Annotated in this window: 18 protein-coding genes and 3 pseudogenes; 13 read left to right on the forward strand and 8 right to left on the reverse strand. The window is 40.9% G+C overall.

Annotated elements, in window-relative coordinates; translation table 11 throughout:
- The first annotated feature begins 14 nt into the window (after nt 1-14).
- The 5 genes from DXA05_RS16580 to DXA05_RS16600 all read left to right on the forward strand — a co-directional run bounded on the left by DXA05_RS16580 (nt 15) and on the right by DXA05_RS16600 (nt 5433).
- A complete protein-coding gene (locus tag DXA05_RS16580; RefSeq protein ID WP_128859398.1) occupies nt 15-653 on the forward strand; it encodes an HAD-IA family hydrolase in 639 nt (212 codons plus the stop codon).
- Nucleotides 654-846: 193 nt separating this feature from the next.
- The gene (gene rplU / locus DXA05_RS16585) at nt 847-1164 is read left to right on the forward strand and encodes a 50S ribosomal protein L21 (RefSeq protein WP_004316691.1); all 318 of its coding nucleotides are present in this window, start codon (nt 847-849) and stop codon (nt 1162-1164) included.
- Nucleotides 1165-1185: 21 nt separating this feature from the next.
- Complete coding sequence (rpmA, locus tag DXA05_RS16590; RefSeq protein ID WP_004316697.1) at nt 1186-1449, forward strand: 50S ribosomal protein L27; 264 nt, start codon at nt 1186-1188, stop codon at nt 1447-1449.
- 250 nt (nt 1450-1699) lie between these two features.
- On the forward strand, nt 1700-2974 hold the full coding sequence (serS, locus tag DXA05_RS16595; RefSeq protein ID WP_128859399.1) for a serine--tRNA ligase: 1275 nt from the start codon (nt 1700-1702) through the stop codon (nt 2972-2974).
- 158 nt (nt 2975-3132) lie between these two features.
- Nucleotides 3133-5433: a bifunctional dihydroorotate dehydrogenase B NAD binding subunit/NADPH-dependent glutamate synthase gene (locus tag DXA05_RS16600; RefSeq protein ID WP_009039679.1), complete on the forward strand. Its 2301-nt coding sequence runs from the start codon at nt 3133-3135 to the stop codon at nt 5431-5433.
- A 144-nt stretch (nt 5434-5577) separates the two neighbouring features.
- Here DXA05_RS16600 and panD read toward each other — a convergent pair whose 3' ends face one another.
- Both panD and panC read right to left on the reverse strand, forming a co-directional pair.
- A complete protein-coding gene (gene panD, locus DXA05_RS16605) occupies nt 5578-5931 on the reverse strand; it encodes an aspartate 1-decarboxylase (RefSeq protein WP_004316702.1) in 354 nt (117 codons plus the stop codon).
- An 18-nt stretch (nt 5932-5949) separates the two neighbouring features.
- Nucleotides 5950-6795: a pantoate--beta-alanine ligase gene (panC, locus tag DXA05_RS16610; protein WP_008020875.1), complete on the reverse strand. Its 846-nt coding sequence runs from the start codon at nt 6793-6795 to the stop codon at nt 5950-5952.
- A gap of 142 nt (nt 6796-6937) precedes the next feature.
- On the opposite strand from panC, the gene DXA05_RS16615 reads away from it, so the two are divergent.
- A complete protein-coding gene (locus DXA05_RS16615; protein WP_008020874.1) occupies nt 6938-7771 on the forward strand; it encodes a glycogen/starch synthase in 834 nt (277 codons plus the stop codon).
- Between the two features lie 22 nt (nt 7772-7793).
- Nucleotides 7794-9499: pseudogene (locus DXA05_RS16620) on the forward strand (DUF4270 domain-containing protein).
- Nucleotides 9500-9716: 217 nt separating this feature from the next.
- On the opposite strand, the gene DXA05_RS16625 reads toward DXA05_RS16620, so the two are convergent.
- From DXA05_RS16625 to DXA05_RS16635, 3 genes and pseudogenes are all read right to left on the reverse strand, one after another.
- Nucleotides 9717-11171, reverse strand: coding sequence for a glycoside hydrolase family 57 protein (locus DXA05_RS16625; protein ID WP_128859400.1), 1455 nt, complete (start codon nt 11169-11171; stop codon nt 9717-9719).
- A gap of 17 nt (nt 11172-11188) precedes the next feature.
- The gene (locus tag DXA05_RS16630; protein ID WP_004316709.1) at nt 11189-12454 is read right to left on the reverse strand and encodes a glycosyltransferase family 4 protein; all 1266 of its coding nucleotides are present in this window, start codon (nt 12452-12454) and stop codon (nt 11189-11191) included.
- Nucleotides 12455-12470: 16 nt separating this feature from the next.
- A pseudogene (locus tag DXA05_RS16635) lies at nt 12471-14406 on the reverse strand (glycogen debranching enzyme N-terminal domain-containing protein).
- A 213-nt stretch (nt 14407-14619) separates the two neighbouring features.
- Here DXA05_RS16635 and DXA05_RS16640 point away from each other — a divergent pair.
- The gene (locus tag DXA05_RS16640) at nt 14620-15276 is read left to right on the forward strand and encodes a rhomboid family intramembrane serine protease (protein WP_087318523.1); all 657 of its coding nucleotides are present in this window, start codon (nt 14620-14622) and stop codon (nt 15274-15276) included.
- A gap of 140 nt (nt 15277-15416) precedes the next feature.
- Here the strand turns inward: DXA05_RS16640 and DXA05_RS16645 are convergent, their stop codons facing one another.
- Nucleotides 15417-16016 (reverse strand): MarC family protein, encoded by a 600-nt coding sequence (locus DXA05_RS16645; RefSeq protein ID WP_117683296.1) that lies wholly within the window; start codon nt 16014-16016, stop codon nt 15417-15419.
- 137 nt (nt 16017-16153) lie between these two features.
- Between DXA05_RS16645 and DXA05_RS16650 the strand changes: the two are divergent.
- Nucleotides 16154-16821 (forward strand): annotated as a pseudogene (locus DXA05_RS16650) (Crp/Fnr family transcriptional regulator).
- Between the two features lie 94 nt (nt 16822-16915).
- Here the strand turns inward: DXA05_RS16650 and guaA are convergent.
- Both guaA and mscL read right to left on the reverse strand, forming a co-directional pair.
- Entirely contained in the window at nt 16916-18439 is a 1524-nt protein-coding gene (gene guaA / locus DXA05_RS16655) for a glutamine-hydrolyzing GMP synthase (protein ID WP_008020864.1), read from the reverse strand.
- Between the two features lie 131 nt (nt 18440-18570).
- Nucleotides 18571-19017: a large-conductance mechanosensitive channel protein MscL gene (mscL, locus tag DXA05_RS16660; RefSeq protein WP_004316173.1), complete on the reverse strand. Its 447-nt coding sequence runs from the start codon at nt 19015-19017 to the stop codon at nt 18571-18573.
- Between the two features lie 142 nt (nt 19018-19159).
- On the opposite strand from mscL, the gene gap reads away from it, so the two are divergent.
- The 4 genes from gap (at nt 19160) to DXA05_RS16680 (ending at nt 23416) form a co-directional block, all read left to right on the forward strand.
- Complete coding sequence (gap, locus tag DXA05_RS16665) at nt 19160-20170, forward strand: type I glyceraldehyde-3-phosphate dehydrogenase (RefSeq protein ID WP_004316172.1); 1011 nt, start codon at nt 19160-19162, stop codon at nt 20168-20170.
- Between the two features lie 173 nt (nt 20171-20343).
- Nucleotides 20344-22404: a M3 family metallopeptidase gene (locus DXA05_RS16670; protein ID WP_128859401.1), complete on the forward strand. Its 2061-nt coding sequence runs from the start codon at nt 20344-20346 to the stop codon at nt 22402-22404.
- Nucleotides 22405-22442: 38 nt separating this feature from the next.
- Complete coding sequence (locus DXA05_RS16675) at nt 22443-22958, forward strand: DUF4847 family protein (RefSeq protein WP_087318520.1); 516 nt, start codon at nt 22443-22445, stop codon at nt 22956-22958.
- Between the two features lie 8 nt (nt 22959-22966).
- Entirely contained in the window at nt 22967-23416 is a 450-nt protein-coding gene (locus DXA05_RS16680) for a dCMP deaminase family protein (protein ID WP_008020857.1), read from the forward strand.
- The last annotated feature ends 8 nt before the right edge of the window (nt 23417-23424 follow it).

Raw genomic sequence — 23424 nt, forward strand, 5'->3', positions numbered from 1 at the left:
AAAAGTTTTCCCCAATGAACTACAAAACCTATTTATTCGATTTCGACTACACATTAGCCGATTCGTCGCGTGGTATCGTTAAATGTTTCAGAATTGTGCTCACCCGGCACCAGTATTTAACCGTTACCGATGAAGCTATCAAGCGCACGATCGGCAAAACACTGGAAGAATCATTCAGTATCCTTACCGGAATTACCGACCCGGAACAGTTAGAATCTTTCCGGCAGGAATACAGACAGGAAGCTGATGTACACATGAATGTAAATACCCGTCTTTTCCCTGATACATTATCTACACTGAAAGAATTGAAGAAACGGGGTGCCCGCGTCGGAATTATCTCTACCAAGTATCGCTTCCGGATATTGAGTTATCTGGAAGAATATCTGCCAAAGGATTTTCTCGATATAGTTGTGGGAGGAGAAGATGTAAAAGCACCGAAACCTTCACCGGAAGGGGTACTATTTGCTTTGGAACATTTGGGAAGTACACCCGAAGAAACTTTGTATATCGGAGATAGCACGGTAGATGCCGAAACGGCCCGAAATGCAGGAGTAGATTTTGCCGGCGTATTGAATGGAATGACAACAGCCGAGGAGCTTCGCATTTATCCACACAAAATCATCATGCAGAATTTGGGAGAGTTGGTCCAATAGGCTGCAATGAGAGTTAAAATGCTCATTTATTTGCTGTAATCATTTTATCTCCTACAAAAAATAAAAGAAATATTTGTCGGGAACGAATAAAAATAGTACTTTTGTGCCCGATTATTCCGCAACGGGTTCGATAAAGAGCTCTTTAAGTGATTAAAGACCACCCGCCGGAGCTAACTTATACATTATATATAAGATGTACGCAATTGTAGAAATTAACGGTCAGCAGTTTAAAGCAGAAGCTGGTCAAAAGTTGTTCGTTCACCACATCGAAGGTGCAGAAAACGGTTCAACAGTAGAATTTGAAAAAGTTCTTTTGGTAGACAAAGACGGAAACGTTACAGTAGGTGCTCCTACCGTAGAAGGCGCTAAAGTTGTTTGCCAGGTTGTTTCAAACTTGGTTAAAGGCGACAAAGTTCTTGTTTTCCACAAGAAAAGAAGAAAAGGACACAGAAAACTGAACGGTCACCGTCAACAGTTCACTGAATTAACAATTACAGAAGTAGTAGCTTAATCAATTAAAAAGTAAGAAGAAATGGCACATAAGAAAGGTGTCGGTAGTTCTAAGAACGGCCGCGAATCACAGAGCAAGAGATTAGGCGTTAAGATATTTGGTGGCGAAGCTTGCAAAGCAGGTAACATCATCGTTCGTCAAAGAGGTACTGAATTCCACCCGGGTGAAAACATCGGAATGGGTAAAGACCACACTCTTTTCGCTTTAGTAGACGGAACAGTTAATTTCAAAGTAGGTAAAGAAGATAGAAGATATGTTTCTATCGTTCCTGCAACAGAAGCATAATTATCCGGACTGAAAATAGTTAAGACAAGGAGATGCAATCCATAAGATTGTATCTCCTTTCTTTTTATATCAAAACATACTTTATCGCCTGATAAGTATACGCCTTTTTAACATTCAAATATTCACCTCATGGATATTTTTCATTTTTTCCATCCTTATTATTGCCAAAATATTACAGAAGTGTAATATCGTTTATTTTTTTATCTATCTTTGTAGACTTAAAAAAAGGTTTTTCATAAAAAGTATAGATATGCTTACCATTAAACAAATTACAGAAAACACAGAGGCGGTACTCCGCGGACTGGAAAAGAAGCATTTCAAGAATGCAAAGGAAACGATCGATCAGGTGATCGCTCTTAACAACAAGAGACGTAGCACACAAAATGAATTAGATAAAAACCTGGCAGAGGTTAACTCACTTTCGCGCACCATCGGTCAACTGATGAAAGAAGGCAAAAAAGAGGAAGCTGAAACTGCACGTGCCCGCGTTGCCGAACTAAAAGAAGGCAACAAAGAGCTGGATGCTGCCATGACACAGGCTGCAACTGATATGCAGAATGTACTTTATACCATCCCAAACATACCTTATGACAGCGTACCGGAAGGCGTAGGTGCCGAAGATAACGTCGTAGAAAAAATGGGAGGTATGGAAACCGAACTTCCTAAAGATGCACTCCCCCACTGGGAACTGGCAAAGAAATATGATTTAATAGACTTCGACCTGGGCGTAAAAATCACAGGTGCGGGTTTCCCAGTATACAAAGGTAAAGGAGCACAACTTCAACGCGCCCTTATCAACTTCTTCCTGGATGAAGCACGCAAATCCGGATATACCGAAATCATGCCGCCGACAGTAGTCAACGCTGCTTCCGGCTATGGCACCGGACAGCTTCCGGACAAAGAAGGACAGATGTATCATTGTGAAGTAGATGATTTATACCTGATCCCGACAGCGGAAGTTCCCGTAACTAATATCTACCGTGATGTGATTCTGGAAGAGAAACAATTGCCTATAATGAATTGTGCGTATACACAATGTTTCCGTCGCGAAGCAGGTTCTTATGGTAAAGATGTACGTGGCCTGAATCGCCTGCACGAGTTCTCCAAAGTAGAATTGGTTCGTATCGACAAACCGGAGCATTCTAAACAATCTCATCAGGAAATGCTTAACCATGTAGAAGGACTGTTGCAAAAACTGGAACTCCCCTATCGTATCCTCCGTCTTTGCGGTGGAGATATGAGTTTCACTGCTGCTCTTTGCTTCGACTTCGAAGTATATTCTGAAGCACAGAAGCGTTGGTTGGAAGTAAGTTCCGTATCCAATTTCGACACTTACCAGGCCAACCGCCTGAAATGCCGTTACCGTAATGCAGAAAAGAAAACCGAACTCTGCCACACACTGAACGGTTCAGCATTAGCATTACCACGCATCGTTGCTGCCCTACTCGAAAACAACCAGACTCCGGAAGGTATCAGAATTCCGAAAGCATTGGTTCCGTATTGCGGCTTTGACATGATAGACTAAGACTTGGCATGACAGACTAATAAAAGTACCCATATACAGAGAGCCACTCATCAAAAGAGTGGCTTTTCTTTTATATTTCGTAAATTAGCTGTATCTTTGCCAAAATTTATATCATTCTGATAGCAGTTACGTAATAAAAACAACAAATTAATTAGATAATGAACAAAATCATTAGCAAGGAACGCTTTTCTGAAAAAGTATTCAAATTTGAAATTGAAGCTCCTTTAATTGCTAAATCCCGTAAGGCCGGACACTTTGTCATCGTGCGTGTAGGTGAAAAAGGAGAACGTATGCCATTGACTATCGCAGGTTCTGACCTCAAAAAAGGTACCATTACTCTGGTAGTGCAGGAAGTCGGGCTTTCTTCTACCCGTCTCTGTGAACTGAATGAAGGCGATTACATCACTGACGTAGTAGGCCCGCTCGGACAAGCTACCCATATAGAGAAATTCGGAACAGTAGTCTGCGCTGGTGGTGGTGTAGGCGTAGCTCCGATGCTTCCTATCGTACAGGCTTTGAAAGCAGCCGGCAACCGTGTTATCACTGTATTGGCCGGACGTAACAAAGACCTGATTATTTTAGAAAAAGAAATGCGTGAAAGCTCTGACGAAGTAATTATCATGACAGATGACGGCTCTTACGGTCGTAAAGGTCTGGTGACAGAAGGCGTAGAAGAAGTTATCAAACGCGAGAAAGTGGACAAATGCTTCGCTATCGGCCCTGCCATCATGATGAAGTTCGTTTGCTTGCTGACTAAGAAATATGAAATTCCGACTGATGTTTCATTGAACACCATCATGGTGGATGGAACTGGTATGTGTGGTGCTTGCCGTATCACTGTAGGAGGAAAAACTAAATTCGTTTGTGTAGACGGTCCTGAATTCGACGGTCACCAAGTGAATTTTGATGAAATGCTGAAACGTATGGGCGCGTTCAAAAATATCGAGCGCGAAGAAATGCATAAACTGCAACCGGAATGTGAAGCAACCAAAGAAATCGACGAGAAAAGCCGTAATGCAGCCTGGAGACAGGAATTACGCAAATCAATGAAACCGAAAGAACGTACGGCCATTCCCCGTGTAGAAATGAACGAGCTTGACGCTGAATATCGTTCACACAGCCGTAAAGAGGAAGTAAATCAAGGATTAACAGCAGAACAGGCTGTTACAGAAGCTAAACGCTGTCTCGACTGTGCTAATCCGGGATGTATGGAAGGCTGTCCGGTAGGTATTGATATTCCTCGCTTCATTAAGAATATCGAACGTGGAGAGTTTCTTGAAGCTGCTAAAACATTGAAAGAAACAAGTGCGCTTCCGGCTGTTTGCGGTCGTGTGTGTCCACAAGAAAAACAATGCGAATCAAAATGTATTCATTTGAAAATGAATGAAAAGCCCGTCGCTATCGGTTATCTGGAACGTTTCGCAGCTGATTACGAACGTGAAAGCGGGCAAATCTCCGTACCTGTCATTGCAGAGAAGAACGGCATCAAAATAGCTGTGATCGGTTCGGGACCTGCAGGATTGGCATTTGCCGGAGATATGGCTAAATATGGATATGATGTAACTGTATTCGAAGCATTGCATGAGATTGGTGGTGTGTTGAAATATGGTATTCCAGAATTCCGTTTGCCAAACAAGATTGTAGACGTAGAAATCGATAACCTTAGCAAGATGGGGGTTAACTTCATCAAAGACTGTATCGTAGGAAAAACAATCGGCGTAGAGGACTTGAAAGCTGAAGGTTTCAAAGGAATATTTGTGGCTTCCGGCGCCGGGCTGCCTAACTTTATGAATATCCCGGGAGAGAATTCCATCAATATCATGTCGTCCAACGAATACCTCACTCGCGTTAATCTGATGGACGCTGCCAGTGAAGATTCGGACACTCCGGTAGCTTTCGGTAAAAACGTAGCAGTAATCGGTGGTGGTAATACAGCGATGGACTCTGTTCGTACTGCCAAACGTCTTGGTGCAGAGCGCGCTATCATTATCTATCGCCGTTCGGAAGAGGAAATGCCTGCACGTATCGAGGAAGTAAAACATGCTAAAGAAGAAGGAGTTGAATTCCTTACACTACATAATCCGATCGAATATATTGCTGATGAACAAGGTTGCGTAAAACAGGTTATTTTGCAAAAGATGGAATTAGGCGAGCCGGATGCTTCCGGACGTCGTAGTCCTGTAGCCATCCCGGGAGCAACAGAAACAATTGATATCGACCTGGCAATTGTCAGCGTCGGAGTATCCCCTAACCCAATTGTTCCAAGCTCCATCAAAGGACTGGAATTAGGACGAAAAGGAACCATCACTGTGGATGACAACATGGAATCTTCCATCCCTATGATTTATGCAGGAGGCGATATCGTTCGCGGTGGAGCTACTGTTATTCTGGCAATGGGCGATGGCCGTAAAGCCGCTGCCGCCATGAATGAACAATTGAAGGCAAACGCCGGTAACTAATTGCCGCTTATTAACAGGTGGGCTAAAACCAACTCACACGTGGGCGGAACATCACTCGTCCCCCGGCATAAAAATAAAATAAGAAAAGCCCCGTCTACAAAATGTAAACGGGGCTTTTCTTATTTCAAATATCAAAGATACTTTCTACTTTACCACTTTGTTCGTCGCAGGATCGGGGAAGATTACAGCCGGTTTAAACGACTTGGCTTCCTCAAAATCCATCAATGCATAGGACATGATTATAACAATATCATCCGGTTGCACCTTGCGGGCAGCAGCACCATTCAGGCAAATTTTACCCGAACCGCGTTCACCTTTGATAATGTAGGTTTCAAAGCGTTCACCATTGTTATTATCAGCGATATACACTTTCTCTCCCGCAATCATGTTTGCAGCATCCAACAGGTCTTCATCAATCGTGATACTACCCATGTAGTTCAGATTGGCCTCTGTGACACGTGCACAATGAATTTTCGACTTCAACACTTCAATCATCATAAGGTTTCGTCTTTTTAGTTATTCTTTATATTTAATATTATCAATCAGCCGGACTTCTCCACAGAATACTGTGATGCATCCAACTGCATAGGAAGTATCTTCCCAATTACTAATTTTCTGCAATGTGTTTCCGTCTACAATCTCAAAATACTCCATGCGCAAACCCGGAGCAGCTTCGATTGCATCTTCTACCATCTTTTGCGTCTCGCTCACTGTGTGAGTGGCTGCAAAGTTACGACTTTTAAATAAGGTCCGGGAAATATTTAAAGCATTTTCACGTTCTTCTGCCGATAAACGTTTATTCCGGCTACTCAATGCCAGTCCGTCTTCCTCACGCACAATTGAACAACCCACAATTTCAAGGTTATATTTCAATTGTCGAACCATCTCACGAATAATTGCTAACTGCTGAAAATCCTTCTCTCCGAAATATGCGCGGTCCGGCTGTACGGCATCAAACAGTTTACTGACAATCTGGCAAACACCGTTAAAATGCCCCGGACGGAAAGCACCTTCCATCACCGTATCTAATGGTGCATAGCTAAATTGACGGGTATCCGGTTCCGGATACATTTCGCTTACCGAAGGAGCAAAAGCGAAATCTGCTCCGCATTCTTCCAACAAACGGCAATCTGCATCTAATGTACGCGGATACTTCTCTAAATCGTTTTTATCGTTAAACTGTGTGGGATTCACAAAAACACTCACAACAGTTACACCATTCTCACTTACGCTGCGCTTTACCAGAGATGCATGTCCCGCATGTAAAGCACCCATTGTAGGAACCAGTCCCACCTTTTTACCTTGGGCTCTCAAGGCAGTCAATTCTGCCTGTAAGTCCTTGATAGTGTGCACTACTTTCATTTTCGTCAATTGGTTTATGTTTTACTCGTTTGCAAAAACTCTGCAAAATAAACTAATATTTGCCACATAAAGAAAGAATATCTTATTTAATGTGTCTTTTTTTTCGTATCTTTGCAGAATATTATAGTGAACTATTGTTATTATGACAAAGGCGAATAAAGTTTTATTTATTACTCAAGAGATTACACCTTACGTTTCAGAATCCGAAATGGCCAATATAGGTAGAAACCTTCCACAGGCGATACAAGAAAAAGGCCGTGAAATCAGAACCTTTATGCCTAAATGGGGAAATATCAATGAGCGCAGAAACCAGCTGCACGAAGTGATCCGCCTCTCCGGTATGAACCTGATCATCGACGATACTGACCACCCCTTGATTATAAAAGTTGCATCTATCCAATCCGCACGCATGCAGGTATATTTCATCGATAACGATGATTATTTCCAGAATCGTATGCAGACAGCGGACGAAAATGGTGTAGAATATGAAGATAATGATAGTCGTGCCGTTTTCTACGCACGCGGCGTATTGGAAACAGTGAAAAAACTTCGCTGGTGTCCTGATGTCATTCACTGTCATGGCTGGATGACAGCTCTAGCTCCTCTTTATATAAAGAAAGCCTATAAAGACGAACCTTCTTTCCGCGATGCCAAAGTGGTATTCTCTGTTTATGAAGATGACTTCAAGAATACACTTAGCGATGATTTCGCAGCCAAATTGATGCTGAAAGGTATTTCCAAAAAAGATTTAGGTGATTTGAAAGAGCCGGTAGACTATGCTGCTCTGTGCAAACTCGCTGTTGATTATTCGGATGGAGTCATACAAAACAGCGAAAAAGTAGACGAGTCTATTATTGAATATGCCCGCCAATCTGGCAAATTGGTACTTGACTACCAGAACCCGGAAAACTATGCAGATGCCTGCAACGAGTTCTACGATCAGGTATGGGATGCTACTGCAAACGAAGAAGAATAAAAAAAATCAAGATACGACGATCATGAAAGCAAAATACGCCTTAATAGCTTTACTGGCAATCACTTTTTGGGGTTGTGATGATAACACTGCCGGACTGGGATTGGGAATGTTTCCGGGAAGCGACCAGAATATCAATGGAAAGCTATCTACCTTTGATGTGACTACAGAATCCGTTCATGCCGGTAAGATATATGCAATGACTAATGTGGGGTATGTAGGTAAGTTCACTGATGAAACATTCGGAACTTATCAGGCAGGTTTCTTAGCAGAACTCAACTGTCCGTCAGGAATGACATTCCCTGGAGTATACAATGGGACAGCTTTAGACAGCAAAGGGAAAGCTACTCAAATAATGGTAGGGGACGATAATGAAGATAATAAAGATGTCACTTTCATACGTGATGATAAAGATAAAATCATTGGTAACATCCATACAATTGAACTTTACCTATGGTATAGCAGTTACTTTGGAGACTCATTAACAGCTTGCCGTTTAAGTGTCTATGCATTAAATGAAAATTTAGATACAAAGAACGCCTATTATACAGATATTACTCCAGAGGATTATTACGATGCAAATACTGATAACAGTCTATTAGGAACGAAAGCTTATACAGCTGTTGATCTTTCAGTAAAAGACTCCATTCGTAAACTTAGTACATATGTTCCCAGCGTACACGTTTCTTTCAGAGATAAAGCTGCTAAAGAAATTGGAAAAGAAATTATTAAAAGAGCCAACGAGTTAGGTGTCAATTTTGACAATAAGGAGTTTAGAAAGATTTTTAAGGGAATTTATGTAAAGAGTGATTACGGCGATGGTACAGTACTTTACATAGACCAAGCTCAAATGAATGTAGTGTATAAATGCTATGCAGTTGACACACTTACAGGTGTTAAATTGAAAAAGAAAGTATTAGAAGAGGGAGACACAGAATATAAAGACTCCACTTATTATGGCTATCGGACTTTTGCTACTACTCGTGAAGTTATCCAAGCCAATCAATTAGATAATGACAAGGATGCTATTCAAAAATGTATTGATGAAGATACTTGGACATATCTAAAGAGTCCAGCAGGAATATTCACTCAAGTAACCATTCCTGTTAGTCAAATAGCGGAAAAACTCCAAGGTGATACACTAAATGCTGTAAAGTTAGGAATACCGATCTATAACGAAACCAATGATAAGAAGTTGGAATGTCTACCCCTAGTAACGTTTTATTGATACGCAAAAAGTACAAAGACAGTTTCTTCAAAGACAACCAACTAAGTGATGGCATAACTTCATCTCTATTTACTCCTACCACAACCAGCTTTACTCAATATACATTCAATAATATCACTCAAATGATAAATGATTGTTTATCAGATAGAGAAAAAGCAGAGAAGGAAATACGTGAAAAGGGATCTATAACAATTAAAATAACTGACTCGGAAGGAAATAGTAAAGATGAGCTTGTTAATAATATTATAGATTGGGAAAAGTTAAGTGAATGGAATAAATTCGTACTTATCCCAGTACTTGTGACCAAAGACTCCTCTTCAAATAATAGTTACTATGGTTCCAATAATATTATTAGTATACAGCATGATTTAAAACCTGGTTATGCACGTTTAAAAGGAGGCAGTAAAGGAAGTATACAAGATGTTCAAGGTAACCCTTTATATCCAGAGTATTTACTAAAACTTGAAGTTGTTTCTACTAACTTCGGAACAAAATCGAAATAGAAGATAAATAAAAGAATCTATAAAAAGAATGGCACAGATTACTCTACTAATGTAATCTGTGCCATTCTTTTTATAGATTCTTCAGAGGAAGCCTCCAAAGATAATTTCACTCTTTATATTGTAAAGACATTCATTACAATCCTCAATTCCTACTATAAAAAAACCGCGAGTTTGATTTTATCTCACTCACGGTTCCATATAATAAACCTTATACTTTTTATTTAGCTGTAACCTTCTTAGCTTTCCCCGTAGCCTTCTTCGGCTCGGCTGTTGCTTTCTTTACTTCAGCTTTCTTTGCAGCAGGTTTTGATTTAGTAGCAGGGGCCTCTTTCACTACCGGCTCTTTAGCATTAGTAGCCTTTTTGACTGCCGTTTTCTTTGCCGCTTCTACTTTTGCCTGTAATTTAGCCAATATCTTTTCCAATTCAGTAATCTCATCCCCTTGATTCTTAATGGTAGTCAACAAAGAATTTAGTTCTTCACTGTCTACATCGGCAGGATATAATGCATCTACCCGTTTGATAAAGTCACCCAAAATATTCATATAGTTGGTGAAAGCATCATAAGGAGAATCATAGATACCACGGTTCAACCACATACCATTGTTCTTCGTTGTCATAAAACGGAAGTTATTGCTGGCCTGCAAGTAATCCCAATCCTGCTTAATACGACGATCATCACATAAATGAACACGTTCGGCTACACTATACAGTTTATTGAAAGCCTCACGTTGCATGACATTACCCAGCCAACAACTAGTATCTCTTTCTTCATCCACCCATGACATCGGATAGGCAACATCAAGCTGCGACACTGATTTCAGCTTCGTTACGATTTCCGTCGGCGTAGAGAACGTGATTCCCTTAGCTTTTGCACATTCCGGCAGTGCCTTCATAAATTCAAGAATATTGGAAGATAACGGTTGAGCCATACCAAGTGCGCTCAATTCCATGAAGATATTGATGACTTGTTCTTCTTGTGGCAATGCATCGATCCAATTAATATACTTATCAGCAAACAAAGGATATTCCGCCCACTCCGAATTAGAGAAACGCAAACTGATGTCGTCAGAGAGTTTGAAATCCCGCAACAAGAGCTTAAGACTTGGAGCCTGATTACAGTGATAAACATAATGCGGGCTCTTCCATCCCAACACATGTTTAGCACCTTCCGTCAACATTCCCTTGAAGCCCATAGAAGCTACCAATCCACCAATTTCATCAGAATAAATCAGACTAGAATTGCGGAACACTTTCGGTTCTTTGCCAAACATCTGTTTCATCTTATCACGTTGACGAAGTACTTCTTCACGGAAGCAATCCTCGTTGGCCAGTGAAGACAAGCCATGAGAATAAGGCTCACATAAGAACTCGCAACACCCAGTTTCATTCAACTGGTGCAATAAATCAATGACTGCCGGAGCATGAATTTCCAATTGTTCCAAGGCTACTCCCGAGATAGAAAGCGCTACTTTAAAAGCCCCCCCCGAATTTTTCGCCATCTCAATCAATGTATTGAGAGCAGGAATATACGAACGTTCAGCGACCTCATTCATACCCGTTTCGTTGGCATAATCATCATAATAATAATGGTCATTACCAATATCGAAGAAACGATAACGTTTCAAATGGATAATTTGATGTATTTCAAAATAAAGACAGATAGTTCTCATTTTTATTTATTGTTTTGTTATTTACCATAGTTTCTTAACACAGACTCGTAGAGAGCACGGATTCTCAAGCCAACTTTTTCCCACGTAATCCCATCTACTTCCTTCTTTCCCTCTTCTTTGAGATATTCGAAAAGAGACGGATTGGTACACAGAGAATGGATAGCGTCAGCCATCGCATGAATATCCCAATAGTCAGTTTTTATCACCTTATCAAGAATCTCGCCACATCCAGATTGCTTAGAAATGATGGAAGGTGTTCCACACTGCATAGCTTCCAGCGGAGCGATACCGAAAGGTTCAGAGACGGACGGCATGACAAATACATCACTGTTCTTATAAACCTCATATACCTGTCTGCCTTTCATGAAGCCCGGGAAGTGGAATCGATCGGCAATACCACGTTCAGCAACCAAGTTAATCATGGCATTCAACATATCGCCCGACCCCGCCATTACAAAACGAATATTACGAGTACGCTGCAATACAAGCGCAGCAGCTTCTACAAAATATTCCGGTCCTTTCTGCATCGTAATACGTCCGAGGAAAGTGACCACCTTTTCTTTTGAGTGATCGGGACGCGGAATATCCAGCAGTTCCTGCGACAATGGATAAACAGCATTATGCATTGCAAATACCTTTCTGGGGTCCTGATGATACTCGTTAATAACAGTGCGACGAGTAAGCTCGGATACGCACATGATACAATCGGCATGATCCATACCATTCTTCTCAATCGAATAAACAGTAGGATTGACTTTGCCACGAGAACGGTCAAAATCCGTAGCATGCACATGGATGCAAAGCGGCTTTCCGCTAACCATTTTGGCATGTACTCCGGCAGGGTAAGTCAGCCAGTCATGCGCATGAATGATATCAAACTCCTGCTGACGGGCTACGACTCCGGCAATGATCGAGAAATTATTAATTTCTTCGTGCAAGTTCCCGGGATAACCACCTGCAAATTCCATACATCCCAAATCATTCACATGCATATAAGAAAAATCAGCATAGATATGATCGCGGAAGGAGTAATATTCTTCCGGTGTCATTTCCAACAAACGTGATTTCAAGTAGTCATAGTGGACATCACGCCACACGATGGGTACTTGATTCATACCGATTATTTTCAAGAACTTCTCTTCTTCGCCGCTAGGTTTAGGCATACAGAAAATCGTCTCCATATCACCTTGCAGACTCAATCCTTTAGTTATTCCATAAGAAGCAACCGCAAGACCACCATATATTTTGGGAGGGAATTCCCATCCAAACATTAAAACTTTCATCTTCGTTCCTCCTTTTTTAATAATACTTAGACAGTAGTTTTAAGACACGCAGTATTTCTGCTACATTCATCGCAAACGATACTGCGCCACGTCCTTTGAAAGGCGGGTTCCCATCAAACAATTCGGGAATGGAACCAACACAGTGGCTTGTCATCTCATCATCATAACTAATCAGCTGACGTTCAACGAATGACAACCCGCTCATCTTATAAATTCGAAGATAAGCTTCCAGATAGAATCCCATCAACCAAGGCCAAGCAGTACCCTGATGATAAGCATAATCCCGTTGTATCTGCGGACCTACATAGTTCGGATTATATCCACCGCTCTTCGGACTCAACGAACGAATTCCTTTCGGAGTGAGCAGCTCTTTGGTCACAATATCGAGCACCTGTTTCTTTTGCGCACGATCCAAAGGAGAATAATCAAACGCTACGGTAAATATCATATTAGGACGTACACTCCAGTCCATCATATTACCGTCTACGTAATCAAGCAAATAACCATATTCATTACGGAATACCTCGACAAAAGATTTTCCTGTCACTTCTGCCTGTGCATCAAGTTCATCTGCCAAGTACACATCACCACCTTCACGCACCAAATCAGCGATAAAACGCAGTGCATTATACCATAACGCATTAAATTCAACAATATATCCAGTACGAGGAATCACCGGATGCCGTTCACAGTAGAATTCATCCATGTAATCGCTTTATCCGTACCATTGGCAAAAAGTAATCCATTGTCATGCAAGAAAAGATTCTCATGTCTTCGCTGACGGATAAACTCCATAATATCTTTCAGAAGCTCTCCATATTTCTGACGGCATTGTTCGCGGGAAGTCTCTTTGGCATATTGCTGCATAGCCAGACAGCCCAAAGCAAAACGTCAGGATGCTCCATTTCATAAATTTTGTATCCAACAGGTTCTTCATTAATAAAATTACGAATCGCCTTTTCCGCCGTTTTCATCACATCCTCAAACTGGTCGATCTCATCAAGCGCAAGCGTCAATCCAGGCAAGGCGATAAACATATCACGAGCACGGCATTTAAACCACGGATAACCGGCAAGAATATAATGTTCATCTTCCTGTTGGTTATGGAACTGATGAGCGGAATTTTTCAGACAGTGGTAAAAGCTATCACGTGGGGTACGATCAGCTACTTCAGCCTCAAATGTTTGTTTCAGTCTACGAGGAGTTACTTCTGAAGTTCCGGCAGAGAATACAATACTCTCTCCTTTCTTTATATCCACTTCGAAATAACCGGGAACATAAAGGTCTTCATTGAAGTCATATCCACGTTCCTGTTCTTTGGGGTATTCAATCCCCCGATACCAGTCGGGCATGAAATGAAATTCACACTTTTTATTCAACTGCATATAAAGTTCCGGATAACCGGGATACATACAGGTTTTAATACCATTTTCCACCAGTTGATACTCGCGGCTTGCCTGTGGGTTTTCGTGAGTGTACTCACGTACACTTCTGAAAGCAAGGAACGGCCGGAAGCGCAGGGTTGTAGCCGAATGCGCATCAAGTAAAGTATAACGAATCAGGATTCTATTTTCATGATGTACAAAGATTTTTTCTTTGCGGAGGATTACACCTCCGACACGGTAAGTTGTTGCCGGGATATGCTCACAGTCAAACTCACGGATATACTTGTGTCCGTTAGGACTAAAGTTGTTTCCCTGATATTTGTGCAACCCCAAGTTAAACTCCGCACCGTGTTGAATTACCGTTTCATCAAGAGAAGATAGCAGCACATGATTTTCATCGTCGAGATTGGGAACTGGAATTACCAACAGGCCGTGATATTTGCGTGTGTTACAATCAACAATCGTCGTACAATGATAAGCTCCTGCTTTGTTCGTCCGGAGGATTTCTCTCTGAAGAGATTCTTCCAGATTCGTCATGAGGGTCTTGTCAAATCGTAAATAACTCATAGTTGTGCATTATTAAAGGTTAATTATTGGTCATTATATCGTATATCTATTTATTGTTACATACCGTGTATATTGGCTGTAGCAGCATATACAATAGGTATAACGCCCAAATGTACAAATTATAGATAAAAACAAAAATAAAAAGGCTTTTTATTTTCAGATTTTGTGCAAATATTCGTAGTATTGCGTAAAATATCTAAAGAAAAGAATGTCATGAAGCAAGATATTCAGCGTATCATGCTGGCTGCAGCAAAGCCTTTGTTCCTTATTTTTATTCTCTATATACTCAAGATTATGGAAGTCGGAATGGACTGGGACTTCTCTCGCTTGGGGGTATATCCTATGGAGAAACGGGGACTGACCGGCATTTTAACCCATCCGCTGATACACAGCGGGTTCAGTCATCTATTAGCAAATACAATCCCTTTATTCTTCTTGTCATGGTGTCTTTTTTACTTTTACCGGGGAATAGCCGGTAAAATTTTTATTCTCATTTGGCTCGGAAGCGGACTACTTACTTTCCTGATCGGAAAACCGGGATGGCACATCGGTGCCAGCGGACTGATCTATGGCTTTGCCTTCTTTCTCTTTTTCAGTGGTATTCTCCGCAAATATGTTCCACTCATTGCCATCTCTTTACTTGTCACCTTTTTATATGGAGGAATTATATGGCATATGTTTCCTTATTTCTCCCCTACCAATATGTCGTGGGAAGGACATCTTAGCGGAGGAATTATGGGAACGCTCTGCGCTTTCGTTTTCGTAAATCACGGACCGCAACGGCCGGAACCTTTTGCAGATGAAACAGAAGAGGAAGAAAATACAGAAGAAGAAGCAACAACTGCAGCAGCAGAAGAAGAAACGCTATAAATGCCAACTCATGTCACCCATATTGGCAGACTTGTGCCATCGAAGTGGCACGCTTGTGACAGAGGCATGTCACAGTTGTGCCAACACGATGGCACAACCGATACAATAGTTTTCAATTTAACAAGAAGGATTAAGCCAGATCAAGACCGATGCAACGCTTCAATCAATAACGTTATATTGGCCGTAAACAACCTTACAGAAATAGCCAATAAGATGATACCAAAAAACTTACGAATAATATAGATACCACCTTTTCCCAAGAAACGTTCTACACGACCAGTCATACTCACTACAAAGTAAACCCAGATCATGTTCAATACTAAAGCTATAATGATATTGATACTGGCATATTCCGCCCGAAGAGAAAGCAAAGTAGTAAAAGCTCCGGCACCTGCCAACAAAGGAAAGACAAGCGGCACCAAAGTAGCTTCTTTGATAGGACCCTGATTTTTGAAAATCTCAATATCCAAAATCATCTCCAAAGACATGAGGAAGATAACAAACGCACCGGCAACTGCAAACGATTCGATATCTACATGGAAGAGTTTCAGCATCATATCTCCCGCATAGAAAAATCCGATCAGCAAAACAAAAGAGATGACGGTAGCTTTCATTGCATTCACATCTTTCCCCTTTTCTTTCAGGTTAATTATAATAGGTATAGAGCCGATAATGTCTATCACGGCAAAAAGTACGATAAACGCACTAACCATCTGTTGCCAATTGAAGCCTGCAAACATAATTTCCTCCTTTTTTTCTGCAAATATACTCTATTTTTATACATTCAAACAATAAAAAAAACAAAAAGAAGGGTCAGATATTGACAGCCGTGTTGTATTATGAGTAAATTTGTACGATTAACAAGAGATTACAACATATGGAAACAATGTTCGACACTTTGCTCCAATTGCCTTTATTTCAAGGTCTTTGTCATGAAGATTTCACAAGTATTCTGGATAAGGTCAAGCTACACTTTATCAAGCATAAAGTGGGAGAAACTATCATTGAGAGTGGTAGTCCGTGTAAACAACTCTGCTTCCTGTTAAAAGGCGAGGTTCTATCGTCACAAATTCCAAAGAAAATATATACACCGTCATTGAACAGATGGAAGCACCTTACCTGCTGGAACCACAGTCGCTGTTTGGCATGAACACCCATTACACTTCTGCTTATGTGGCACATACAGAAGCGCATACTGTCAGTATCAGCAAAGCATTTGTACTTAGCGATCTGTTCAAATATGAAATATTCCGGCTCAACTATATGAATATCGTAAGTAACCGGGCACAAAATCTTTACTCCCGCTTATGGGAAGAGCCGACACAGGATTTAACAGAGAAAATCATTCGCTTTTTTCTGTTGCATTGTGAAAAGATTCAGGGAGAAAAGATATTCAAAATGAAGATGGACGATCTTGCCCGCTACTTAGATGACACCCGGCTGAATACTTCAAAAGCGCTCAATGAGCTACAAGACAAAGGATTATTAGAATTACGTCGGAAAGAGATTCTTATTCCGGATGCACAGAAGCTGGTAAGCGAATAGATACGGACTGGCTCATTATAAAAAGACCTATTCATCATAAAAATAGCCTCAACAGGAATTCCTATTGAGGCTATTTTTAGATTATAAAGTGTTATTATTCCCACTCAATGGTTGCTGGTGGTTTAGAACTGATATCATAGGTTACACGGTTCACTCCCTTCACCTTATTAATAATATCATTCGATACCTTACCCATAAATTCATAAGGCAGATGCGCCCAGTCGGCTGTCATGGCATCTGTAGATGTCACAGCACGTAAAGCAACTGCTCTTTCGTACGTACGTTCATCTCCCATCACGCCTACAGACTGTACTGGCAACAAGATAACTCCTGCCTGCCATACTTTATCATACAATCCCCAGTCACGCAATCCCTGAATAAAAATATCGTCAGCATCCTGCAGGATACGTACTTTTTCAGGAGTAATATCACCCAGAATACGCACTGCCAGCCCCGGTCCCGGGAACGGATGGCGGGTAATCAGATGTTCCGGCATACCCAACTCACGACCTACCCGACGAACCTCATCCTTAAACAACAAACGAAGTGGCTCACACAATTTCAGATTCATCTTTTCAGGAAGTCCACCTACATTATGATGGCTCTTTATCACTGTACCCGTGATAGACAATGACTCGATGCAATCCGGATAGATTGTACCTTGAGCCAACCATTTCACGTCTTTTATCTTATGAGCTTCTACATCGAACACATCGATGAAACCCTTACCTATAATCTTACGTTTAGCTTCCGGTTCGGCCACACCAGCCAGTTCCGTAAAGAACTTTTCGCTGGCATCAACGCCAATCACATTCAGACCGAGACATTCGTAGTCTTTCATCACATTCTTGAACTCATTCTTACGCAGCATACCATGATCTACAAAGATACAAGTCAAGTTCTTACCGATAGCTTTATTCAGCAGCACTGCCGCAACCGACGAATCGACTCCGCCACTCAAACCGAGAACGACCTTATCATCACCCAACTGATCTTTCAGTTCGGCAACCGTGCTCTCAATAAAAGAAGCCGGCGACCAGTCTTGCTTGCAGCCGCAAACATCTACCACAAAGTTCTTCAGGATTTGAGTTCCGTCTTCACTATGGAATACTTCCGGATGGAACTGGACACCCCATACCTGCTCCCCTTCTATCTGATAAGCAGCAATCTCTACTTTATCTGTTGAAGCTATTTTCTTGAAATTATCAGGAATAGCAGTAATCGTATCTCCATGACTCATCCACACCTGCGACTCCTCACGCACTCCTTTAAACAGTACATTATCTTTGCAGAAAGAAGCCAAATGAGCACGTCCATACTCACGCGTTCCGGCCGGTTCCACTTTTCCGCCATTGGTGTATGACAGATACTGTGCACCATAACAAATACCCAATATCGGATATTTACCACGAATTTCACTCAAATCTACTTTGAAAGCATCTTTATCGTAAACCGAAAAAGGGCTTCCGGAGAGAATGACTCCTTTAATAGTCGGGTCTTCTTTAGGAAACTTGTTATAAGGAACGATTTCACAATACGTATCCAATTCACGTACACGGCGACCTATGAGCTGTGTTGTCTGCGAACCGAAATCAAGAATTATTATTTTTTCCTGCATATCAATGGTTGGATTTTGAATAAATTGAGTTGCAAAAGTAGAAAAAAGTACGCAATCTATATTAATAATGAAGAGAAAAATAAAGGAGATTCACAAGTTTACACCTGAAATCTCCTTCATTTTAATTAGAATCAATTATTTTTTTCTTTCAGCAAATCACGTATCTCCGTCAACAAAACTTCTTCTTTCGTTGGCGCAGGAGGAGTTGGAGGAGCAGCCGCTACTTCTGCCTGTTTTTTAGTTGTCAGTTTCGTAATCAAACGTATAAATAAAAATATAGCAAAAGCGATAATCAGAAAATCAAAGGTGGCCTGCAGAAACTGGCCATAATCCAATGTTACAGCCGGAGCTATCTCCTTACCGTCGGCACCGATCTCTGCCGCTTTCATCACCCATTTCAAATCCGTAAAGTTCACACCGCCAACCAATAAACCAATCGGAGGCATAATAACATTAGCAACCAATGATGATACGATTTTTCCAAACGCACCACCAATAACAACACCGACAGCCATGTCTATGACGTTACCTTTCATGGCAAACGCCTTAAAGTCCTGTAAAAATGTACTCTTTCCCATCTTTTTTCAATATTTAATGTGAATTTAATGCGCGAATATAAAAACATTTTTGTAATTTTGCACCGCATTTGAAAATAAAACAAGTGCGGAGGTAGAGAGATATTTGAACAAATATTATAAAACCCTTAAAAGTTTAAACAAAATGATTAAAGTAGGTATTAATGGATTCGGACGTATCGGACGTTTCGTTTTCCGCGCTGCAATGACAAGAAACGATATTCAAATCGTAGGTATCAATGACCTTTGCCCGGTTGATTACTTGGCTTACATGCTGAAGTATGATACAATGCACGGTCAATTCGACGGTACTATCGAAGCAGATGTTGAAAACAGCAAATTGATCGTTAACGGTCAAGCTATCCGTATCACAGCTGAAAGAAATCCGGCTGACTTGAAATGGAACGAAGTAGGTGCAGAATACGTTGTTGAATCTACAGGTTTGTTCTTGAGCAAAGACAAAGCTCAGGCTCACATCGAAGCTGGTGCAAAATATGTTGTAATGTCAGCTCCTTCTAAAGATGACACTCCGATGTTCGTTTGCGGTGTAAACGAAAAGACATACGTAAAAGGTACTCAATTTGTATCTAACGCTTCTTGTACTACTAACTGTTTGGCTCCTATCGCTAAAGTATTGAACGACAAGTTCGGTATCCTTGACGGTTTGATGACTACAGTTCACTCTACAACTGCTACTCAGAAAACAGTTGACGGTCCTTCTATGAAAGACTGGAGAGGTGGTCGTGCTGCTTCTGGCAACATCATTCCTTCTTCTACTGGTGCTGCTAAAGCTGTAGGTAAAGTAATCCCTGCATTGAACGGCAAATTGACTGGTATGTCTATGCGTGTTCCGACTTTGGACGTATCTGTAGTTGACTTGACAGTTAACTTGGCTAAACCGGCTACTTACGCTGAAATCTGCGCTGCAATGAAAGAAGCTTCTGAAGGCGAATTGAAAGGTATCCTGGGTTACACTGAAGATGCAGTAGTTTCTTCTGACTTCTTAGGTGACGCTCGTACTTCTATCTTCGACGCTAAAGCAGGTATTGCTTTGACTGATACTTTCGTTAAAGTTGTATCTTGGTATGACAACGAAATCGGTTACTCTAACAAAGTTCTTGACTTGATCGCTCACATGGCATCAGTTAACGCTTAATTAGAAGCTTGAACCATATAGAAAACCGCTGCGGGAAACCGTAGCGGTTTTTTTATACATTTCATTTTATATATTGTTAAAAAGCAACGTGTTATCCGTCGAATAAGCGACAATTTTAGTAGCTTTGTACTTCTATGGAGAGATTATTAATAACATTGATACTAGTTTGCACTATGAGCAATATAACAAACGCCCAGAATCCTTTCTACGGGCAATACCATACGCCGCACGGAACCGTGCCGTTCGACCGGATTGAAACTGAACATTATGAGCCTGCTATCCTCGAAGGAATCAAGCTGCAAAATGCTGAAATAGAGGCTATCATACAGAATCCGGAAAAGGCTGATTTTAGCAATACGATAGAAGCTTTCGAAGCATCAGGGGAATTACTGGATAAAGTAGTTGCCGTCTTCGGTAATATGTTGAGCGCAGAAACGAATGACGATCTGCAAGAACTCGCTCAAAAGATTATGCCGTTGCTTAGTGAACACAGCAATAATATCACACTGAATGAAAAGTTATTCGCACGTGTGAAAGAAGTGTATAACCAAAAAGAGACTTTGCAACTGACACAGGAACAAAAACAGTTACTGGAAAATGCATACAACAGTTTTGTTCGTCATGGTGCCAATTTGGAAGGAGAAGCGCGGGAAGAGTACCGCCGCCTGACTAACGAGTTGAGTAAACTGACGCTTACTTTCAGTGAAAACAATCTGAAAGAAACAAATGCCTATCAGATGCTATTGACAAAAAAGGAAAGTCTCGCCGGATTACCCGAAATTATCATAGAAGCTGCTGCTGAAACAGCCAAGAGCGAAGAAAAAGAAGGATGGGCGTTCACGCTTCATGCTCCAAGCTACATTCCTTTCATGACGTATTCCGACAACCGTGATTTACGCCAGAAATTGTATATGGCTTACAATACAAAATGTACGCACGATAACGAATTCAATAATATCGATATCGTAAAAAATATAGCTAATACACGTATGAAAATAGCCCAGCTATTGGGATACAAAGATTATGCGGAATACACGCTAAAGAAAAGAATGGCTGAAAACAGTGAGTCTGTATACAAACTGCTCAACCAACTGCTGGAAGCATACGCTCCTACCGCACAACAAGAATACAAAGAAATACAAGAACTGGCCCGCGAAGAGCAGGGAGATGATTTCGTTGTAATGCCTTGGGACTGGAGTTATTACTCAAACAAACTGAAAGACAAAAAATTCAATATCAATGAAGAAATGCTCCGTCCTTACTTCGAATTGGAACAAGTGAAAAAAGGAGTGTTTGGACTAGCTGAAAAGTTATATGGAATTACTTTCCGGAAAAATACAGAGATTCCGGTTTACCATAAAGAAGTGGAAGCCTTTGAAGTATTTGATAAAGACGGAAAATTCTTAGCCGTCTTATATACTGACTTCCACCCGCGTTTAGGTAAGCGCGCCGGAGCTTGGATGACGAGTTACAAAGACCAATGGATAGATAAAAAGACTGGCGAAAACAGCCGTCCGCATGTATCCGTTGTGATGAACTTTACCAAGCCAACCGAGAATAAGCCTGCTTTATTAACATTCAATGAAGTAGAAACATTCTTGCATGAGTTCGGACATAGCCTGCATGGTATGTTTGCCAATTCCACCTACAGAAGTTTAAGCGGAACCAATGTATATTGGGACTTTGTGGAGCTTCCTTCGCAGATTATGGAGAACTTCGCCATAGAGAAAGATTTCCTCAATACATTTGCCCGTCATTATCAGACAGGAGAAGTTTTACCGGATGAATTAATAAAACGTCTTATAGACGCTTCTAATTTTAATATTGCTTATGCTTGTCTGCGGCAACTAAGTTTCGGTTTACTTGATATGGCGTGGTATACTCGTAATACTCCTTTTGAAGGAGACGTGAAAGCTTATGAACAGGAAGCCTGGAAGGATGCACAAATATTGCCGGTTGTACCGGAAGCTTGCATGAGTACGCAGTTTTCCCATATCTTTGCTGGTGGATATGCTGCCGGATACTATAGTTATAAATGGGCGGAAGTACTGGATGCTGACGCTTTCTCATTGTTCAAGCAAAAAGGAATATTCAATCAGGAAGTTGCAGACTCGTTCCGCAATAATATTCTGTCGAAAGGAGGAACGGAACATCCAATGGTACTTTATAAACGTTTCCGCGGGCAGGAACCAAGTATTGATGCTTTATTAATCAGAAATGGGATAAAGAAATAAGTATTAAGTATAAGGTATTAAGTATTAAACATAACCGTATGAAGAAGAATATCTATAAAATAGTAGGATTATTACTATTGCTTCCTTTATTTTCAGGGTGTAATGATTCGGACGATGTAGCCGCTATCTTTACAGGAAAAACGTGGAAACTAAATTATATCACTGTGGATGGAGGTCATGAGATGTTTGGTTTTTGGGAGAATGAGGAACAAGAAAAAGCAAGTATCAAAGAGCTTAATAAGAATGGTACATACAATATCGTATTTGATGGTACAGTAGATGGAGATGTTATGAACGGAAATATAAAAGGAACTGTCATTGCAACCAGTACTTTTGAAGGAAAATGGAGCGCCAATGCCAAAAACAACAGCTTTAAAGCTACTGTTACCACTGCAGGTAATTATGGTAACGACCAACTCGCCAGAAATTTTATAGAGGGGCTTAATGCTGCTACATCTTACGAAGGAGATAGTAATAACTTATACCTTTTATACAAACCGGCATCCGGTAAACAAACTTTCCGTATGGTTTTCCGGGTAGTTAGTAATAAATAGTAAACAACATGGACACTGAAAAGAAACAATTAGAACTTGACAAACGTTATATACGCATGGCCAGTATATGGGCTGAAAATTCCTATTGCCAACGCCGTAAAGTAGGAGCTTTAATTGTTAAAGATAAAATGATTATCTCCGACGGATATAACGGAACGCCTTCCGGTTTTGAGAATGTATGTGAAGATGAAAACAATCTGACAAAACCATACGTCCTGCATGCGGAAGCAAATGCCATTACCAAAATAGCACGTTCAAACAACAGTAGCGACGGTGCTACCATGTACGTCACCGCCTCTCCTTGCATCGAATGTGCGAAGTTAATCATACAGGCAGGAATCAAACGGGTAGTTTACTCCGAACATTACCGCCTGGAAGATGGAATTGAGTTATTAAAACGGGCGGGAATCGAAGTTATCTACACAGAATTAGATAACCATTCCTCTCCGAATAAATAAGAAGACGA

Source organism: Bacteroides sp. AM54-2NS, assembly GCF_003602935.1.
GTDB lineage: Bacteria > Bacteroidota > Bacteroidia > Bacteroidales > Bacteroidaceae > Bacteroides > Bacteroides xylanisolvens.

Bases quoted from the DNA above. Each gene is read 5' to 3' on its own strand.
- DXA05_RS16580 (WP_128859398.1), top strand. From the start codon at position 15: ATGAACTACAAAACCTATTTATTCGATTTCGACTACACATTAGCCGAT.
- rplU (WP_004316691.1), top strand. From the start codon at position 847: ATGTACGCAATTGTAGAAATTAACGGTCAGCAGTTTAAAGCAGAAGCT.
- rpmA (WP_004316697.1), top strand. From the start codon at position 1,186: ATGGCACATAAGAAAGGTGTCGGTAGTTCTAAGAACGGCCGCGAATCA.
- serS (WP_128859399.1), top strand. From the start codon at position 1,700: ATGCTTACCATTAAACAAATTACAGAAAACACAGAGGCGGTACTCCGC.
- DXA05_RS16600 (WP_009039679.1), top strand. From the start codon at position 3,133: ATGAACAAAATCATTAGCAAGGAACGCTTTTCTGAAAAAGTATTCAAA.
- panD (WP_004316702.1), bottom strand. From the start codon at position 5,931: ATGATGATTGAAGTGTTGAAGTCGAAAATTCATTGTGCACGTGTCACA.
- panC (WP_008020875.1), bottom strand. From the start codon at position 6,795: ATGAAAGTAGTGCACACTATCAAGGACTTACAGGCAGAATTGACTGCC.
- DXA05_RS16615 (WP_008020874.1), top strand. From the start codon at position 6,938: ATGACAAAGGCGAATAAAGTTTTATTTATTACTCAAGAGATTACACCT.
- DXA05_RS16625 (WP_128859400.1), bottom strand. From the start codon at position 11,171: ATGAGAACTATCTGTCTTTATTTTGAAATACATCAAATTATCCATTTG.
- DXA05_RS16630 (WP_004316709.1), bottom strand. From the start codon at position 12,454: ATGAAAGTTTTAATGTTTGGATGGGAATTCCCTCCCAAAATATATGGT.
- DXA05_RS16640 (WP_087318523.1), top strand. From the start codon at position 14,620: ATGAAGCAAGATATTCAGCGTATCATGCTGGCTGCAGCAAAGCCTTTG.
- DXA05_RS16645 (WP_117683296.1), bottom strand. From the start codon at position 16,016: ATGTTTGCAGGCTTCAATTGGCAACAGATGGTTAGTGCGTTTATCGTA.
- guaA (WP_008020864.1), bottom strand. From the start codon at position 18,439: ATGCAGGAAAAAATAATAATTCTTGATTTCGGTTCGCAGACAACACAG.
- mscL (WP_004316173.1), bottom strand. From the start codon at position 19,017: ATGGGAAAGAGTACATTTTTACAGGACTTTAAGGCGTTTGCCATGAAA.
- gap (WP_004316172.1), top strand. From the start codon at position 19,160: ATGATTAAAGTAGGTATTAATGGATTCGGACGTATCGGACGTTTCGTT.
- DXA05_RS16670 (WP_128859401.1), top strand. From the start codon at position 20,344: ATGAGCAATATAACAAACGCCCAGAATCCTTTCTACGGGCAATACCAT.
- DXA05_RS16675 (WP_087318520.1), top strand. From the start codon at position 22,443: ATGAAGAAGAATATCTATAAAATAGTAGGATTATTACTATTGCTTCCT.
- DXA05_RS16680 (WP_008020857.1), top strand. From the start codon at position 22,967: ATGGACACTGAAAAGAAACAATTAGAACTTGACAAACGTTATATACGC.